Origin of the sequence: Streptomyces sp. NPDC057253, from assembly GCF_042669125.1 — a bacterium.
Taxonomy (GTDB): domain Bacteria; phylum Actinomycetota; class Actinomycetes; order Streptomycetales; family Streptomycetaceae; genus Streptomyces.
Map to the genome: position 1 here is coordinate 1 of NZ_JBHUXV010000164.1, position 17887 is coordinate 17887.

Sequence of the window (17887 nt, forward strand, 5' to 3'; positions counted from 1 at the left end):
GCTTGCTTGTGCCGTACATGACCTTGAGAGCCTGGGGGGGGGCGTCATCACGTGGCCCTGGGGGCCAGATCGTTCGGCATCCCGGTGGGTGCCCGGCCGTCCCGGGCGGCCGCTCGGCCCTGCCACCCCGGGCGGCCGCTCGGACCGGCCACTTCTCAGAGCCGTAGAACTTTCAGAAGGTGTCGAACATGACAGTCGCCATCGACCGCGCCACCGGGCAGCGCCGCGGTGACCGCGCGCCCCGGCCCGGGCTGGGCCAACGCCTCAAGCACGGCTACCAGAGACACTGGTACGCCTACGCGATGATCGCCCCGGTCGCCGTCGTCCTCGGCGTCCTCGTGCTCTACCCGCTGGTCTACGGCGTCTACCTCACGCTCACCGACGCCAACAGCCTCAACACGGCCCGCACGATCGGCGTCAACCACATCGACGCCACCTACAAGTTCATCGGCCTCGACAACTACGCCGACATCCTGTGGGGCCCGACCGCCTACGACCGCTTCTGGTCGCACTTCATCTGGACCATCGTCTGGACGGCCCTGTGCGTCGCTCTGCACTACTGCATCGGGCTCGGCCTCGCGCTGCTGCTCAACCAGAAGCTGCGCGGCCGCACGCTGTACCGCCTGATCCTGGTGCTGCCCTGGGCCGTGCCCACCTTCGTCACCGTCTTCGGCTGGCGTTTCATGCTCGCCGACGGCGGCATCATCAACACCGCCCTGGACGCGCTGCACCTGCCGAGTCCGTCGTGGCTGGAGGACACCTTCTGGCAGCGGTTCGCCGCGATCATGGTCAACACCTGGTGCGGAGTGCCGTTCATGATGGTCTCGCTGCTGGGCGGACTCCAGTCCATCGACACCTCGCTGTACGAGGCCGCCGAGATGGACGGCGCGAGCGCCTGGCAGCGGTTCCGGTACGTCACCCTCCCGGGCCTCAGAAGCGTCAGCTCCACCGTGGTCCTGCTCGGCATCATCTGGACGTTCAACCAGTTCGCGGTGATCTTCCTGCTGTTCGGCACCACCGCGCCGGACGCGCAGATCCTCGTCACCTGGGCCTACTACCTGGGCTTCGGACAGCAGCCGCGTGACTTCGCGCAGTCGGCCGCGTACGGCATCCTGCTGCTGGCCATCCTGATCGTCTTCACCTCCTTCTACCGCCGCTGGCTGAACCGCAATGACCAGCAGCTCGCGATCTGAGGACGGAGTCCCCATGAGCACGACCACAGTCGAGACCCCGGCCACGGTGAGCGAGCGGGCCGCCGAGGCGCCCCGACGGCCCCGCGGCCGCGGGGACAAGAGCCTCGCCGGCTCCCTCGTCTCGCACGGCATCCTGATCGTCGCGAGCCTGATCGCGCTGTTCCCGATCATCTGGCTGATCTTCCTGTCCCTCGGCCCGGACAAGGACGACTACCTCCATCCGGGCGGCATCTGGAAGAAGATGACGTTCGACAACTACTCGTTCGTGCTCCAGCACACCGAGTTCTTCAGCTGGCTCAAGAGCTCGCTGATCGTCTCGCTCGGCACCACGGTGATCGGTGTGCTGATCGCGGCGACCACCGGTTACGCCGTGTCCCGCATGCGCTTTCCGGGCTACCGGAAGTTCATGTGGGTGCTCCTGGTCACCCAGATGTTCCCGGTGGCCGTACTCATGGTGCCGATGTACCAGATGCTCTCCGACCTGAAGCTCATCGACAGCTACCTTGGACTCGTCCTCGTGTACTGCTCGACGGCGGTGCCGTACTGCGCATGGCTGCTCAAGGGGTACTTCGACACCATCCCGTTCGAGATCGACGAGGCCGGACGGGTCGACGGGCTGACCCCCTTCGGCACGTTCGCGCGGCTGATCCTGCCGCTTGCCCGTCCGGGACTCGCGGTGGCCGGGTTCTACAGCTTCCTGACCGCGTTCGGCGAGGTCGCGTTCGCGTCGACGTTCATGCTGTCCGACACGAAGTACACCTTCGCGGTCGGGCTCCAGAGCTTCGTGAGCGAGCACGACGCCCAGCGGAACCTGATGGCGGCGACGGCGGTGCTGATCGCGATACCCGTGTCGGTGTTCTTCTACCTGGTGCAGAAGAACCTGGTCACGGGGCTTACTGCCGGTGGCACGAAGGGGTAGGTGCCGGTCGTCTTTCGGCTGCGACGCCGTCGTGGCTGGTCGCGCCCACGCGGCGGTAGCCGCAAATCCAATGCAGCCCCGCGCCCCTGAAAAGCCCGAGGCGGCCGTGGTCTTCATCCGACCCCGCTCCGACCGCGGCCGCCTCGTCACCCTCATCTCATACCTTTGACCTGATGAACCCGTTACGTACCAAGGACGCCATGACCCAGCAGCACTCCGCCCTCGCCCCGGCCCCCCACCCTGCCGAAGCCAAGCGCAGCGACTGGTGGCGGGACGCGGTGATCTACCAGGTCTATCCGCGCAGCTTCGCCGACAGCAACGGCGACGGGATGGGCGACCTGGAGGGCATCCGCACCCGACTGCCGTACTTGCGCGACCTCGGTGTCGACGCCGTGTGGCTCAGCCCCTTCTACGCCTCCCCGCAGGCCGACGCCGGCTACGACGTCGCCGACTACCGGGCCGTGGACCCCATGTTCGGCAACCTCCTGGACGCCGACGCGCTGATCCGGGACGCCCGCGAGCTGGGCCTGAGGATCATCGTCGACCTGGTGCCCAACCACTCCTCCGACCAGCACGAGTGGTTCAAGCGGGCGGTCGCGGAGGGGCCCGGATCGCCGCTCAGGGACCGCTACCACTTCCGGCCCGGCAAGGGCGAGCACGGCGAACTCCCGCCCAACGACTGGGAGTCCATCTTCGGCGGCCCGGCGTGGACCCGCGTCGAGGACGGCGAGTGGTACCTCCACCTCTTCGCCCCCGAGCAGCCCGACTTCAACTGGGACCACCCGGCCGTCGGCGACGAGTTCCGCTCCATCCTGCGCTTCTGGCTGGACATGGGCGTGGACGGCTTCCGCATCGACGTGGCCCATGGCCTGGTGAAGGCGGAGGGCCTTCCCGACCTTGGATCCCACGATCAGGTCAAGCTGCTGGGCAACGATGTCATGCCGTTCTTCGACCAGGACGGCGTCCACGAGATCTACCGCCAGTGGCGGCTCATCCTCGACGAGTACTCCGGCGAGCGCATCTTCGTCGCCGAGGCCTGGACCCCGACCGTCGAGCGCACCGCGAACTACGTCCGGCCCGACGAGCTGCACCAGGCGTTCAACTTCCAGTACCTGAGCACCGCGTGGGACGCCGAGGAGCTGCGCGGGGTCATCGACCGCACGCTGGAGGCGATGCGCCCGGTCGGCGCCCCCGCCACCTGGGTGCTCTCCAACCACGACGTCACCCGGCACGCCACCCGCTTCGCCAACCCGCCCGGCCTCGGCACCCAGATCCGCGAGGCGGGCGACCGCGAACTGGGACTCCGCAGGGCCCGTGCGGCCACCCTGCTGATGCTCGCCCTGCCCGGCTCGGCCTACGTCTACCAGGGCGAGGAGCTCGGCCTGCCGGACGTCGTCGACCTGGCCGACGAGGTCCGCCAGGACCCGGCGTACTTCCGCGGCGCCGGCCAGGACGGCTTCCGCGACGGGTGCCGGGTGCCGATCCCGTGGACGCGCGAGGGCTCGTCGTACGGCTTCGGCGCGGGCGGCAGCTGGCTGCCCCAGCCCCCGGAGTGGGCGGAGCTGAGCGTGGAGGCGCAGACCGGCGACCCGGGCTCCACCCTGGAGCTGTACCGCACCGCCCTCGCCGTCCGCCGCGCCCAGCCCGACCTGGGCGCGGGCGACGCGGTGGAGTGGCTGCGGGCGCCCGAGGGCGTCCTCGCCTTCCGGCGCGGGGAGTTCGTGTGCGTCGCGAACACCAGCGGTGAGTCGGTGACGACTCCGGCGTACGGGCGGCTGCTCCTCGCCAGCGGTGAGGTCGCCGAGGTCGACGGGGACGCGAAGGTCTCGGCCGACACCACCGTGTGGTGGACGACGGCCTGAGCATCCGCGGAAGGAATCACCGGGCCCTGAGGGGGGCCCGGTGGTTTTTTTCCAGGGCGTGTCGATCGGCGGGGGCCGCGTTCGACGCTTGGGTGAAAGGGCGCGACAGCGCCCCGCGCTCAAGGAGACATCATGCAGATCCGCGCCCGCCTGAGCATGAGTGCCGACGGCTATGTGACCACGCCGAGCGGCTGGCCCGCGCTCACCGCCGACCCCGCGTTCGTTCCCGGACAGAGCCACGGCATCCGGGATTTCCTGGCGGACTGCGAGGCAGCGCTCATGGGCCGTACGACCTTCGAGCCCGCCCTGACCAACAGCCGCTGGCCCTGGCCGGACCTCGACGTCTTCGTCCTCGGCTCGCACCGGCCCGAGGGCACCCCCGACCACGTCAGCACCGACAACGACCCGGTCCGGCTCCTGGAGAAGGTCCGCGCGGCCAACCGGGGCGGGGACGTCCACCTCGTCGGCGGCCCGCGGACCATCGCGACCTTCCACGCGCTCGGCGCCCTGGACCGCCTCGAACTGGTCGTGCTGCCCCTGCTGTTCGGCGGCGGCACCCAGCTGACCCCGGCGCTCAGCCCCGAGACCGGGCTGACCTTCCTGAGCCAACGCGCCCTGCCCGGAGGGGCGGTGGAGATCGTCTACTCCTGCGCCGGGCGCCGGGGCGATCTGCCCGGAAGGCCCGCCGAGCAGGTGTGAAAGTTCTTTCCGTTACTTTCTCGACTCTTGCTGTAAACATTTCAACAGCGGTACGTTCTCGCCGGCGCCAGGCAAAGACGCCTGGCCGTCCGGCAAGGAGAACCCCCACGTGATATCGAGATGGTCCGCAAGAGCCACCGCCACCGCCGCGGCCACCGTGTTCGCCGCCTCGGTCGCCGTCCTGACCCCCACCGCCGCCCAGGCCTCCCCACCAGGCACCAAGGACGTCACCGCCGTCCTCTTCGAGTGGACATTCGCCTCGGTCGCCAAGGAGTGCACCAACACCCTCGGCCCCGCCGGATACGGGTACGTCCAGGTCTCCCCGCCCGCCGAGCACATCCAGGGCGCGCAGTGGTGGACCTCGTACCAGCCGGTGAGCTACAAGATCGCCGGGCGGCTCGGTGACCGGACGGCCTTCCAGAACATGGTCAACACCTGCCACGCGGCCGGGGTGAAGGTCGTCGTCGACACCGTCATCAACCACATGGCCGCGGGCAGCGGCACCGGCACCGGCGGTTCGTCGTACACGAAGTACAACTACCCCGGCCTGTACTCCTCCTACGACTTCGACGACTGCACCTCCCAGGTCAGCAACTACCAGGACCGCTGGAACGTCCAGCACTGCGAGCTGGTCGGACTGGCCGACCTCGACACCGGTGAGTCGTACGTCCGCGGCGCGATCGCCGGCTACATGAACGACCTGCTCTCCCTCGGCGTCGACGGCTTCCGCATCGACGCGGCCAAGCACATCGACACCGCCGACCTGGCCAACATCAAGTCCCGCCTCAGCAACCCGTCGGTGTACTGGAAGCAGGAGGTCATCTACGGCAGCGGGGAGGCCGTCCAGCCGACGGAGTACACCGGCAACGGGGACGTCCAGGAGTTCCGTTACGCCTACGACCTCAAGCGGGTCTTCAACAACGAGAACCTCGCCTACCTGAAGAACTACGGCGAGGGCTGGGGCTACATGAGCGGTTCGGTGGCGGGTGTCTTCGTCGACAACCACGACACCGAGCGCAACGGCTCCACCCTTAACTACAAGGACGGGGCGAACTACACGCTGGCCAACGTCTTCATGCTTGCCTATCCCTATGGCGCCCCGGACATCAACTCCGGCTACGAGTGGTCCGATGCGGACGCCGGGCCGCCCAACAACGGCTCCGTGAACGCCTGTTGGCAGGACGGCTGGAAGTGCCAGCACGCCTGGCCGGAGATCATCCGCATGGTCGCCTTCCGCAACACGGTCCGCGGCCAGTCGGTCACCAACTGGTGGGACAACGGCGGCGACGCGATCGCCTTCGGGCGGGGCGCCAAGGGTTACGTCGCCATCAACCACGAGTCGAGCAGCCTGAGCCGCACCTACCAGACCTCGCTGCCCGCCGGCACGTACTGCAACGTGCAGAACAACACGAGCGTGACGGTGAACGCGAGCGGCCAGTTCACGGCCACCCTGGGTGCGAACACCGCGCTGGCGATCTACGCGGGCAAGACGACCTGCTGAACCGCCCCGGCCGCCCCTGCTCCGGCTCTTCGCGCCGGTGCAGGGGCGGTCGCCCCTCCCGAGCCCGTGCAGCCACCGATGTCGGGCGGCATGCGAGACGTGAAAGTTCTTTCTGGTCGTTTCAAGACTCTTGCTGCAATCCTTACGGCGGCGATACGGTCGCGCGGGGTCGGACCCACAGAGCCGTGATCGCAAGGAGTCCACGTCAGTGATACCGAGATGGCCGGTGCCGTCCAGGCGCCTCCGCACACACGCCGGACGGGTCGCCGCGGTCACCGTGACCGCGCTGGCCGCAGCGCTCGTCCAGCCGCTGTCCGCCCGGGCGGACACCCCGCCGCCCCCGCCCTCCGACGCGAGGCTCGCCGCGCAGCCCGCCCGGCACGACGACACCCGTGAGCAGTTCTACTTCGTCCTGCCGGACCGCTTCGCCAACGGCGACACCGCCAACGACAAGGGCGGCCTGACCGGTTCCCGCCTCTCCACCGGCTACGACCCCACCGACAAGGGCTTCTACCAGGGCGGCGACCTCAAGGGCCTCACCAAGCGCCTCGACTACATCAAGGGCCTCGGCACCACCGCCATCTGGATGGCCCCGATCTTCAAGAACAGGCCCGTCCAGGGCACGGGGGCCAACGCCTCCGCCGGCTACCACGGCTACTGGATCACCGACTTCACCCAGGTCGACCCGCACTTCGGCACCAACAAGGACCTCGAAACCCTCATCTCCAAGGCCCACGCCAAGGGCATGAAGGTCTTCTTCGACGTCATCACCAACCACACCGCCGACGTCGTCGACTACGAGGAGAAGTCCTACGACTACCTCTCCAAGGGCGCCTTCCCGTACCTGACGAAGGACGGCGAGCCCTTCGACGACGCCGACTACGCGACCGCGGCCGCCGGCAAGAAGTTCCCGGCCGTGGACGCCGACTCCTTCCCGCGCACCCCGACGGTCACCAGCCGGTCGAAGGTTCCGGCCTGGCTCAACGACCCCACGATGTACCACAACCGCGGCGACTCCACCTACGCCGGCGAGTCCACCACCTACGGCGACTTCTCCGGCCTCGACGACCTGTGGACCGAGCGCCCCGAGGTCGTCTCCGGCATGGAGAGGATCTACCAGCGCTGGGTCAGGGACTTCGACATCGACGGCTTCCGGATCGACACCGTGAAGCACGTCGACATGGAGTTCTGGACCCAGTGGGCCACCGCCCTCGACGCCTACGCCGCCCAGCACGGCCGTAAGGACTTCTTCATGTTCGGCGAGGTCTACTCCGCCGACACCTCGATCACCTCGCCGTACGTCACCCAGGGCCGCCTCGACGCCACCCTCGACTTCCCCTTCCAGGAAGCGGCACGGCAGTACGCCTCCCAGGGCGGCAGCGCGCAGAAGCTCGCCGGCGTCTTCGGCGACGACTACAAGTACACGACCGACAAGGCCAACGCCTACGAACAGGTCACCTTCCTCGGCAACCACGACATGGGCCGCGTCGGGTACTTCCTGAACCAGGACAACCCGAAGGCCACCGACGCCGAACTCCTCGCCAAGGACAGGCTCGCCAACGAGCTGATGTTCCTCAGCCGCGGCAACCCCGTCGTCTACTACGGCGACGAGCAGGGCTTCACCGGCGCGGGCGGCGACAAGGACGCCCGCCAGACGATGTTCGCGTCGAAGACCGCCGACTACCTCGACGACGACGAGATCGGCACCGACCGCACCCACGCGAGCGACGCCTACGACACCAGCGCGCCGCTGTACCGGCAGATCGCCGACCTGGCCAAGCTCCGCAAGGCCAACCCTGCGCTGACGGACGGCGTCCAGGAGCAGCGGTACGCCGCGGACGGGCCCGGCGTCTACGCCTTCTCCCGCACCGACGCGCGGACCGGCCAGGAGTACGTCGTCGCCCTCAACAACGCGGGGGAGGCCAAGTCGGCGACATTCGGGGTCGGTTCGGCCGCGATGTCGTACCGGGGCATCTACGGCAGCGACGCTTCCGTGAAGTCCGACGCCGGCAAGAAGCTCACCGTCACCGTCCCGGCCGGCTCCGCGATCGTCCTCAAGGCGGCGGCCAAGCCCGCCAAGGCCGCCACCGCGCCGACGCTCACCCTCACGGCCCCGGCCGCCGGCGCCACCGGCACGGTCGAGCTCACCGCCGACGTGGATGGCGGTCAGCTCAACCGCGTCGTCTTCGCCGCCCAGGTCGGCAACGGCCAGTGGCGGACGCTCGGCTCCGCCGACCACGCCCCGTACAAGGTCACCCAGACCATCGGCGCCTCGGTCCCCGCCGGAACCGCCCTGCGCTACAAGGCAGTCGTCATCGACAGGGCCGGCCGCACCGCGTCCGCGACGGCCGAGTCGGTCACCGGCACCCCGCCCGCCGAGGAGCCCCCCACCGCCTCCTCCCGCGACTACGCGATCGTCCACTACAAGCGCGCGGACGGCGACTACGCCGACTGGGGCCTGTACGCCTGGGGCGACCTCGCCGACGGCGAGGCGACCAACTGGCCCGCCAGCCACCCCTTCACCGGCCGGGACGCCTACGGCGCCTTCGCCTACGTCAAGCTGAAGCCGGGCGCCTCCAATGTCGGCTTCCTCGTCATCGACAAGGACGGCAACAAGGACGTCGCCGCCGACCGCACGATCGACGTCACCAAGACCGGCGAGGTCTGGATCGAGCAGGGCAAGACGGACGTCCTGACCGAGAAGCCGGACTATCCGGCGCAGGACAAGACCAAGGCCGTCCTCCACTACCACCGCGCCGACGGCGACTACGACGGCTGGGGGCTGCACGTATGGACGGGCGCCGCCGACCCCACCGACTGGTCGAACCCGTTGAAGCCGGCGAGGACCGACGCCTATGGCGCGGTTTTCGAGGTACCGCTCACCGACGGTGCCACCAGCCTCAGTTACATCCTCCACAAGGGCGACGAGAAGGACCTGCCCACCGACCAGTCACTCAACCTGACGGCGAACGGCCACGAGGTCTGGCTGCTGAACGGCCAGGAGAAGTACCTCCTCCCGCAGCCCGCCGGGTCCGCCGCCGCGCTGGACCTCACCACCTCCAAGGCGGTGTGGATCGACCGGAACACGGTCGCCTGGAACGGCTCCGAGGCCGCCGCCTCCACCCAGCTGCTGTACTCGCGCGACGGCTCGATCGCCGTCCAGGACGGGACCCTGACCAGCGACGACGAGCGCTGGCTGCGGCTGACGAGGACCGGCCTCACCGACGCCCAGAAGGCGAAGTTCCCGCACCTGAAGGACTACACGGCCTGGTCCGTCGACCCACGCGACCGCGACCGGGTGAAGCAGGCCCTCACCGGTCAGATCGTGGCCTCCCAGCGGGCCGTGAACGGCGCCGTGCTGAGCGCGACCGGCGTCCAGATCGCCGGCGTCCTCGACGACCTGTACCCCGCCGCGACCAAGGCCGAGCTGGGCCCGGTCTTCCACCAGGGCCGCCCCACGCTGTCCGTCTGGGCGCCCACCGCGCAGTCGGTGCAGCTGGAGCTGGCCGGCGCCACCGTGCCGATGCACCGCGACGCCACCACCGGCGTCTGGTCCGTCACCGGCCCGGCGTCCTGGAAGGGCAAGCCCTACCGGTACGTCGTCAAGGTCTGGGCCCCCGGCGTCCGTGAGCTGGTCACCAACAAGGTCACCGACCCCTACTCCCTCGCCCTGACCACCGACTCGGCGCGCAGCCTCGTCGTGGACCTCGCCGACAAGTCCCTGGCGCCGGGCGGCTGGTCGACGTACACCAAGCCGAAGGCCGTGCCCCTTCGGGACGCCGAGATCCAGGAGCTGCACATCCGGGACTTCTCGGTCGCCGACAACACCGTGCCCGCCAAGGACCGGGGCACCTACCTCGCCTTCACCGACAAGAACAGCGACGGCTCCCGGCACCTGAAGCAGCTCGCCACGTCGGGGACGAGCTACGTCCACCTCCTGCCCGCCTTCGACATCGCCACCATCCCCGAGCGCCGCCAGGACCGGGCGACCCCCGACTGCGACCTCGCCTCCTACCCGGCCGACTCCGACCAGCAGCAGGCCTGCGTCGCCAAGTCCGCCGCCAAGGACGCCTACAACTGGGGCTACGACCCGTACCACTACACGGTCCCCGAGGGCTCGTACGCCACCGACCCGAACGGCACCGGCCGCACGGTCGAGTTCCGGAAGATGGTCAAGTCCCTGAACGAGGACGGCCTCAGGGTCGTCATGGACGTCGTCTACAACCACACCGCGGCGAGCGGCCAGGCCGCCACGAGCGTGCTCGACCGGATCGTGCCCGGCTACTACCAGCGGCTCCTCGCCGACGGCTCGGTCGCCAACAGCACCTGCTGCGCCAACACCGCGACCGAGAACGCGATGATGGGCAAGCTGGTCGTCGACTCGATCGTCACCTGGGCCAAGGAGTACAAGGTCGACGGCTTCCGCTTCGACCTCATGGGCCACCACCCCAAGGCCAACATCCTGGCCGTCCGCAAAGCCCTCGACGCCCTCACCCTCAAGAAGGACGGCGTCGACGGCAAGAAGATCATCCTCTACGGCGAGGGCTGGAATTTCGGCGAGGTCGCCGACGACGCCCGCTTCGTGCAGGCCACCCAGAAGAACATGGCCGGCACCGGCGTCGCGACCTTCTCCGACCGCGCCCGGGACGCGGTCCGCGGCGGCGGCCCCTTCGACGAGGACCCCGGCGTCCAGGGATTCGCGTCCGGGCTGTACACCGACCCCAACTCCTCCAAGAACAACGGCACTCCGGCTGAGCAGAAGGCCCGCCTGCTGCACTACCAGGACCTCATCAAGGTCGGCCTCTCCGGCAACCTCGCGGCGTACCGGTTCACCGACACCGCGGGCAAGGAGGTCACCGGCGCCCAGGTCGACTACAACGGACAGCCCGCCGGCTACGCGGCCGCGCCCGGTGACGCCCTCGCCTACACCGACGCGCACGACAACGAGTCGCTGTTCGACGCGCTGACCTACAAGCTCCCCGCGGACACCAGCGCCTCCGACCGGGCCCGCTCGCAGGTCCTCGCGATGGCCACGGCCGCCCTCTCGCAGGGCCCGGCGCTCTCCCAGGCGGGCACCGACCTGCTGCGCTCCAAGTCCCTCGACCGCAACTCCTACGACAGCGGCGACTGGTTCAACGCCGTCCACTGGAACTGCCAGGACGGCAACGGCTTCGGCCGCGGACTGCCCATGGCGGCCGACAACGCCTCCAAGTGGCCGTACGCGAAGCCCCTGTTGGGCAAGGTGAAGGTCGGCTGCACCCAGATCGAGGGCGCCTCGGCCGCCTACCGGGACCTGCTGAGGATCCGTACGACGGAGCAGGCGTTCTCGCTCGCCACCGCGGACCAGGTGCAGTCGCAGCTGTCCTTCCCGCTCTCCGGGAAGGACGAGACGCCCGGCGTCATCACCATGGAACTCGGCGACCTCGTGATCGTCTTCAACGCGACCCCGAGGGAGCAGGAGCAGCACGTCCAGGCCCTCGCCGGAAGCACGTACCGGCTGCACCCGGTGCAGGCGGCAGGCGCGGACCCTACCGTCAAGAAGGCCTCGTACGACAAGGAATCCGGTACCTTCGCCGTTCCTGAGCGGACCGTGGCCGTTTTCCTCCGCCATCCCTAGCTGAAGGCATTACCTTGGTGGAGCGGACCCCGAACCCCGGTCCGCTCCACCGGTGTTGCCCGAGGGGGTGACAGATGGAAGCCAGCGGCAAGCTCACCGGCACCACCGTGATGGTCGTGGACGACGTGGAGGCCAGCCGGTATGCCATGGGCACCGTGCTGACCCGCGCGGGACACCGGGTGGTCCCGGTCGCCACCGGCGGCGAGGCCCTCGCCGAACTCGACGTACGGCTGCGCAAGGGCACCCTCCCGGACGTGGCCCTCGTCGATGTCGGGCTGCCCGACATGAGCGGCTTCGACCTGTGCCGGCTGTTCAAGGAGCGCCCGCACACGGCCGGGATGCCCGTCGTGCACTTCTCCGCCTCCGCGGTGCCGCCCGCCGTGCACTGCCCGGGCATGGACGCGGGCGTCGAGGCCTATCTGAAGGTGCCCGCCGAACCCCTGGAGATCGAGGCGGTGGTCCGGGCCGCCGTACGCAACGCGCAACTGCGGGCGGGCGACCGGGCGCTGGTACGCCGGCTCACCCTGCTGTCGGAGACCATCGTCACCATCCAGTCGGCCCGCACCCTCCAGGAGCTCTCCGACGCGGCCGCCGAGGGCGTCTCACGGCTCACCGGGACCCCCGCCGCCGTCTTCGTCCTCGACGAGGACGACCAGCTCTACCGCGGCCTGTCCCGCGACCGCATCCCCGTCGCCCTGCCGGACGAGGCCGCCGACCGGACCGTCGCCGGCCTGCTGCGCCGGCTCACCCGGGGCCAGGCCGGGGTGCAGCTGACCACCGTGCCCGCGCCGCTGTGGCCCGCCGGGTTCTTCCGGCCCGGTGTCGAGCAGGACGCCCGGCTCGCGCTCGTCGTCACCCAGGACGGCCGGGCTCCGGTGTGCCTGGCCGCGCCCGCGCGCGGGATGCGCAGGGTGGGTCTGGAGGGCGAGACCTTGCTGGCCCAGCTGGCCCAGGCCACCGCGCTCGCCGCCGAACCCCTGCTCATGTACAAGGTCGAGCGGCATGTGGCCCTCACCCTCCAGCACAGCTTCCTGCCCCAGCCGCACCGGCTGCCCCACCTGCCGGGCATCGACCTCGTGGTCCGCTATGTCCCGGCCTCCCGGCAGACCGAGATCGGCGGCGACTTCTACGCGGCACTGCGGGTGGACGAGGGCGTGCTCACCGCGGTCGGCGATGTCGTCGGGCACTCGCTGGACGCGGCGACCGTCATGGTCGAGCTGCGGCACGCGCTGCGGGCCTACGCCGTCGACGAGAGCGACCCGGCCGTCCTCGCCGAGCGCCTGGACCGGACGCTCCAGCGCTACCACCCCGACACCACGGCCACCGTCTGCCTGGCCCTGATCGACCCGGACACCGGGCGGACCCGGATCGCCAACGCCGGGCACATCCCGCCCCTCGTGGTCCGCGACACCGGCACCGCCGACTACGCCAAGGCGGCCGGCCCGCTGCTCGGCGTCGGCCTGCCCCATCCGCCGGCCACCGAGCTCTTCCTCGAACCCACCGACCGGCTCCTCATGGTCACCGACGGCCTCATCGAGACCCGGGGCACCGACCTCACGGCCTCCATGGAACACCTGCGCGCGGCCGCCTCCGGGGCCCTGCCCGGCCTGGACGCGCTGTGCGACACCCTGCTGGAGACCTTCGGCCCCGACCGGGAGGACGACATCGCGATGCTGGCGCTGCGGCTAGGGTGACGTGCAGTCGCCCTGGAACAGGAGTACCCATGCCGCAGATCACCATCGAACGCTCCCCGTATCTCGACCACGTCGACTGGGAGGAGGTCGCCCTGGCGCTGCACCCGGTCGTCGTCGAGACGGCGGCGGCGAAGCTGGAGGCGTGCAAGACCCGGGTGCTGCGCACCGAGGACGAGGCGGTCGGCGGTGAGAAGGCCAACCACGCGATCGTGAACGTCACACTCGCGCTGCTCGCCGGACGGTCCGAGGAGACCAAGGCGAAGCTCACCGAGGCCGTGATGGAGGTGCTGCGCAAGCACGTCGGACCCGCGGACGGCCTCACCGTGCACCTCTCCGCCGAGGTGCGCGACCTGGACGCCTCCTACACCAAGGCCGTGCTCTAGGAGGCCAGCTCGATCAGCCGGGCGGCCAGGTCGGTGAAGGGCCCGTCGTGCGGCTCGTCCTTGAGCATGTGCCGCAGCAGCGCGGTCATCTCCTGGTCGTAGGCCGCGCTCACCGCGGCCAGCGCGGCGAAGTCATGGACGAGCTGCGTCTCCAGCTCGGCGCGCGGGATGCGCCGGCCGTCCAGCCAGATCAGGGCGGTCGACTCGGCGAGCGAGATCCAGGAGCGGATGAGCAGTTCGAGGCGCGCGGGCGGGTCCGTCACCCGCAGATGCGACAGGATCTGCTCGTAGGCGACCTGTCGTACGGAGTCGATGAGCGCGTTCGTCGCCGAGGAGCCCACAGCCGGGCCGCCGCGCATCAACGCCGAGAAACCCGGGCCGTGTTCGTCCACGAAGTCGAAGAAGCGGCGCATCACCCGCAGCAGCCGGCCGCCCAGCGAGCCCACGTGCGGCTCCTCGAAGCGGCTCGCCAGATCCTCCGCCGCCCGCTTCAACGCGGCTTCGTACAGGCTGAGTTTGCCGGGGAAGTAGTGGTAGACCAGCGGCCGGGAGATACCGGCCGCCGACGCGATCTCGTCGATGGAGACCTCGTCGGGCGAGCGACGGGCGAACAGTTCGAGGGCCACGCCGATCAACTGCTGACGCCGTTCCTCGACTCCCATTCTTCGACGCACCCCGGTAGTCATACGAACACCTTACCGATCGGATCCGGCCCGGAACGGACCGGTCCGGCCAGTGGTGTTCACGGGTCCGGCACGAGTCGCTCACTTCGCACCCGCGACGGACGAGCCGCCGCCATCGCCAACGTCCTTCCGCCGTGCCGGAGTTCACCCGGCACGGCCCCGGCTCTCCCCTAGCGGAGCCCGCTGACCTCGCGGCCGTCCGCCAGCGTGCCCTTCAGCTCTGCCTGCGCTCCCTGCTCCGCCCGCACGGCCAGCAGGTTGCCCTGAGCGGACCCCTTTACCCCGCCGGTCGCACTGATCGACGCCGTGCCCCGGTTGCCCGCCGCCAGGAGGTACCAGGACCCGGTGCCCGACTTCCACAGCACCCCGGCCAGCACCTGCGGATCCTTCGCCCCGCACGCCGGGACGTTCTCCGCCTTCGCCGCCACCGCCCCGTACCTCCCGCCCGGCGTGCGGAACTGGGCCAGCACCCGCTCCCCGCCGCCCTGCCAGGTCTCCGCCCGGGTGCACACCCAGTCCGCCGTGCCGCTCGCGTCCGGCAGCGGCTGCGTCGCGTAGGCCCAGGCGTTCACGCTCCGCACCCCGGAGGACCGCATCGCACCGAGCGAGCAGGCGTACGGCGCCCAGGCGCGCAGCCCCTGCGTCCCGGACGCGTCCTTCACGGAGCCGGGGCGGCCGGTGGTGAGGCGGGCCGGGACCAGTTCACCGAGGTCGGTCAGCAGCCGGGTGCCGGAGGCGTCCGTCAGCTGGAGCACGTTCCAGGAGGTGCAGGCGCCGCTCTGGACGGGGCCGGTCATCGGGGTGGTGGTGCCGCCGGACAGCGTCAGCGCCGTCGCAGCGGAGCCGGGCTTCAACAGGTCCCGCTCGGCCGCCTTCGTCACCCAAGGGGCCGTCAGATAGCGGATGTTGCCGTCGGCACGGCCCAGGACGACCGCGCTCGCCCCGGCCCGGTCCGCGCCGTCGACCCGGGCGAAGTCGAGGGCGGCCCCCTTGGTGCTGTCGCGCGGCTCGGCGTAGCGGACGATGCGCAGACCGTCGTAGAGGATGACCACGCGGGCGTTGTCGACGGTCCCGGCGTACAGGAGCTGCGGCGGTCCGGAGGGGCCGCCGGACGGGGTGCCGGGGGTCGCGGAGACCTGGACGGTCTCGCCGGGGCGGGCCCAGACGGCGAGGGCGCGGCGCAGCAGGGCGCTGTCGCCGGTGAGGTCGCCGCGCGCGGGCCACACCGAGAAGTCGGTGCGGGCCGAGGACTCCCACGCGGCGGCCGGGACCTTGAGCAGCAGCGCCGGGTCGAGGGCCGCCTGGGCGGCGGGGTTCTGCGCGTAGGAGGGGGCGGCGGCGCCGTCGGGGCCCCAGCCGTCGCCGGGCATGCCGAGCAGCGCCCCGCACACGGCGACCGCCGCGGCGGCGGCGAGCGCGGCCTTCATGTGCTGGCGGCGCCGCATCAGGTCGGTGGGGCGGGCCTGGAGCGAACAGGGGTCGAACTCGGGGGAGTCGAGGAGGGTGTACTGCGCCTCCAGGGAGTCGGCCTCCTCCAGGGCCGCGTCCACGTCGGCCACGCCCGCGGCCGTGAGCACCGCGCGTGCGTCGCCGTCGGGGAGCTTGTCCAGGCCGCGCAGGACATAGGCGGCACGGGCCGGTCCGGTGAGCGCCGACAGGCGCTGGTCCAGGGCGAGTTCGTCGGCGCCGCCGGAGCGCGGGAAGAGCCTGAGGCCCCACACCTGGGGGAGCAGCGGCGGGAGCTGGGCGCGCTTGGGCCACGCCAGGCGCCTGAGCGGGAGCCCCGCCTCCAGTGCCGTCCGCACCACCTGGAGGCGGACGAAGGCGTAACCGGGGTCGCCCTCGCGGCCGGCCGACTGGGCCGGGATGACGGAGGTCGTGGCCCGGCCCCGGGGCAGGGCACGCTGGGTGAGGGCGTGCGCGGTCAGGACCCGCCTGCTGCGGCCCAGGCCCGGCGGCAGCACCAGATAGGCGAGCCGGACCAGCCGGGGGTAGTGCTCGACGAGCGCGGCCTCGGCCTGTTCCACGTCGACGACGGGGTCGGAGGCCGAGCCTGAGGCGGGTGCGGGGCGCGGGGCGACATCCTGTGACTGCACGTTCAGCAGAACGAGCGAATCGTGTGTTGGTCACCGCCGACCGAGTGCTGCGCTCGACATCGGGAGCCGACCGACCGACCCGGTTCAGCCTTCCGGGTCGACCAGGGCGCGGGCGTAGTTGGCCATCGAGCGCTGGTAGCGCGGCAGATGGGGGGCGAGCGCGCCCAGGACCAGGGACAGGCCCTCGCGGTCCCGGCCGAGGCTGGACAGGCACAGCGCGAGCGTGGCCCGTACCGCGTCGTCCAACTCGTCCGAGGGGCCGTCCAGTTCGGGGGTGAGCAGCTTGACGCCCTCCTCCGGCTCTCCGACATTGCGGAGCGAACTGGACAGCTGGATCTTGGCGCGGCGGCCCTTGTAGCCGCTCAGACCCTTCGCGAGCGCGTCCCGGTACAGCGGGACCGCCTTGTCCGAGTGCCCGGTGGAGTCCCACGCGCAGGCCCGCTCGAAGTCGCCCAGCGGGCTGTCCTCCGGGAGCTCGGCCACGAGTGCGTCGATGACGGCGCGGAACTCGGCCGCCCGTTCCTCCGGATAGTCGTCGAAGGTTGCCCAGGCGGCGCTGACCCGCTTTTCCCAGTCCTCGTTCACCGGCACACTTTCGCACATCCGTATCAGCGGTGACACCAGGATTTGAGCGTCCCGCGCCCCGCAGCCGTATGGGGGAGGACGGACCCCCGCCGGGGCCCGTCCGACGTGACCCCGTGACCGGAGGAACACATGAGGTTGACCCGACCGATGCTCGCGCTGACCGGCGCGGCCGCGGCGCTGGCGCTGGCGGGCTGCGGATCCGGCGGTGACGCGAAGGCGGCCGCGGTGCCGTCGGCGGCCACCGGCAGCCTGGAGCACCTCGCAGCCGAGGTGAAGTGCACGCCGAACATCCAGATCGACGCCGACGAACTGCGCCAGGCCGTCTGCAAGAAGTCCAAGGACGCCGACGGCAAGTTCATCCTCGCCACCTTCGCCACCGACCGCGGCCAGCGCGAGTGGATCAACGGCGCCAAGGACTACGGCGGTCACTTCCTGGTCGGTCGCAAGTGGGTCGCCGTCGGTGACACCACCAAGACGGTGACGGTGCTGCGCAAGACGCTCGGCGGGGACATCGAGGAGGGCGTGGACCACTCGAAGATGGGCGCCACGCACTCGGCCCACTGAGAGCCCGTTCCGGACGCACACACCAGAAAGCCGGCGGTGAGGAATCCTCACCGCCGGCTTTCTCAGTCAGTCACCGGGTCACTGGCACTTC

12 protein-coding genes are annotated in these 17887 nt (G+C 70.5%); 9 read left to right on the forward strand and 3 right to left on the reverse strand.

The window, feature by feature from the left end; genetic code table 11:
* The first annotated feature begins 188 nt into the window (after nt 1-188).
* From ACFULQ_RS44220 to ACFULQ_RS44255, 8 genes are all read left to right on the forward strand, one after another.
* Nucleotides 189-1193, forward strand: coding sequence for a carbohydrate ABC transporter permease (locus ACFULQ_RS44220; protein ID WP_383556073.1), 1005 nt, complete (start codon nt 189-191; stop codon nt 1191-1193).
* A gap of 13 nt (nt 1194-1206) precedes the next feature.
* The gene (locus ACFULQ_RS44225) at nt 1207-2112 is read left to right on the forward strand and encodes a sugar ABC transporter permease (RefSeq protein ID WP_383556075.1); all 906 of its coding nucleotides are present in this window, start codon (nt 1207-1209) and stop codon (nt 2110-2112) included.
* Between the two features lie 200 nt (nt 2113-2312).
* On the forward strand, nt 2313-3974 hold the full coding sequence (locus ACFULQ_RS44230) for a glycoside hydrolase family 13 protein (protein WP_383556097.1): 1662 nt from the start codon (nt 2313-2315) through the stop codon (nt 3972-3974).
* A 132-nt stretch (nt 3975-4106) separates the two neighbouring features.
* Entirely contained in the window at nt 4107-4673 is a 567-nt protein-coding gene (locus tag ACFULQ_RS44235; RefSeq protein WP_383556076.1) for a dihydrofolate reductase family protein, read from the forward strand.
* Between the two features lie 109 nt (nt 4674-4782).
* Nucleotides 4783-6174, forward strand: coding sequence for an alpha-amylase family protein (locus ACFULQ_RS44240; protein WP_383556078.1), 1392 nt, complete (start codon nt 4783-4785; stop codon nt 6172-6174).
* A 208-nt stretch (nt 6175-6382) separates the two neighbouring features.
* Entirely contained in the window at nt 6383-11791 is a 5409-nt protein-coding gene (pulA, locus tag ACFULQ_RS44245; RefSeq protein ID WP_383556080.1) for a pullulanase-type alpha-1,6-glucosidase, read from the forward strand.
* A 74-nt stretch (nt 11792-11865) separates the two neighbouring features.
* The gene (locus ACFULQ_RS44250) at nt 11866-13485 is read left to right on the forward strand and encodes a SpoIIE family protein phosphatase (RefSeq protein ID WP_383556082.1); all 1620 of its coding nucleotides are present in this window, start codon (nt 11866-11868) and stop codon (nt 13483-13485) included.
* Nucleotides 13486-13514: 29 nt separating this feature from the next.
* On the forward strand, nt 13515-13868 hold the full coding sequence (locus ACFULQ_RS44255) for a 5-carboxymethyl-2-hydroxymuconate Delta-isomerase (protein WP_383556083.1): 354 nt from the start codon (nt 13515-13517) through the stop codon (nt 13866-13868).
* Here the strand turns inward: ACFULQ_RS44255 and ACFULQ_RS44260 are convergent.
* From ACFULQ_RS44260 to ACFULQ_RS44270, 3 genes are all read right to left on the reverse strand, one after another.
* Entirely contained in the window at nt 13865-14554 is a 690-nt protein-coding gene (locus tag ACFULQ_RS44260) for a TetR/AcrR family transcriptional regulator (RefSeq protein WP_383556086.1), read from the reverse strand. The genes ACFULQ_RS44255 and ACFULQ_RS44260 overlap by 4 nt on opposite strands.
* 167 nt (nt 14555-14721) lie before the next feature.
* Nucleotides 14722-16647 carry a hypothetical protein gene (locus ACFULQ_RS44265; protein ID WP_383556088.1) on the reverse strand — a complete coding sequence of 642 codons (1926 nt, stop codon included), beginning with the start codon at nt 16645-16647 and terminating at the stop codon, nt 14722-14724.
* An 84-nt stretch (nt 16648-16731) separates the two neighbouring features.
* Nucleotides 16732-17250, reverse strand: a complete 519-nt coding sequence (locus ACFULQ_RS44270; RefSeq protein ID WP_383556091.1) for a tetratricopeptide repeat protein — start codon at nt 17248-17250, stop codon at nt 16732-16734.
* A gap of 111 nt (nt 17251-17361) precedes the next feature.
* On the opposite strand from ACFULQ_RS44270, the gene ACFULQ_RS44275 reads away from it, so the two are divergent.
* Nucleotides 17362-17796 carry a hypothetical protein gene (locus ACFULQ_RS44275; protein ID WP_383556094.1) on the forward strand — a complete coding sequence of 145 codons (435 nt, stop codon included), beginning with the start codon at nt 17362-17364 and terminating at the stop codon, nt 17794-17796.
* Nucleotides 17797-17887 lie beyond the last annotated feature (91 nt).

What these genes read in the sequence shown, in the direction of transcription:
- ACFULQ_RS44220 (WP_383556073.1), top strand. Translation starts at nt 189, where the DNA reads ATGACAGTCGCCATCGACCGCGCCACCGGGCAGCGCCGCGGTGACCGC.
- ACFULQ_RS44260 (WP_383556086.1), bottom strand. Translation starts at nt 14,554, where the DNA reads ATGACTACCGGGGTGCGTCGAAGAATGGGAGTCGAGGAACGGCGTCAG.
- ACFULQ_RS44275 (WP_383556094.1), top strand. Translation starts at nt 17,362, where the DNA reads ATGAGGTTGACCCGACCGATGCTCGCGCTGACCGGCGCGGCCGCGGCG.
- ACFULQ_RS44230 (WP_383556097.1), top strand. Translation starts at nt 2,313, where the DNA reads ATGACCCAGCAGCACTCCGCCCTCGCCCCGGCCCCCCACCCTGCCGAA.
- ACFULQ_RS44250 (WP_383556082.1), top strand. Translation starts at nt 11,866, where the DNA reads ATGGAAGCCAGCGGCAAGCTCACCGGCACCACCGTGATGGTCGTGGAC.
- ACFULQ_RS44225 (WP_383556075.1), top strand. Translation starts at nt 1,207, where the DNA reads ATGAGCACGACCACAGTCGAGACCCCGGCCACGGTGAGCGAGCGGGCC.
- ACFULQ_RS44235 (WP_383556076.1), top strand. Translation starts at nt 4,107, where the DNA reads ATGCAGATCCGCGCCCGCCTGAGCATGAGTGCCGACGGCTATGTGACC.
- ACFULQ_RS44270 (WP_383556091.1), bottom strand. Translation starts at nt 17,250, where the DNA reads ATGTGCGAAAGTGTGCCGGTGAACGAGGACTGGGAAAAGCGGGTCAGC.
- ACFULQ_RS44255 (WP_383556083.1), top strand. Translation starts at nt 13,515, where the DNA reads ATGCCGCAGATCACCATCGAACGCTCCCCGTATCTCGACCACGTCGAC.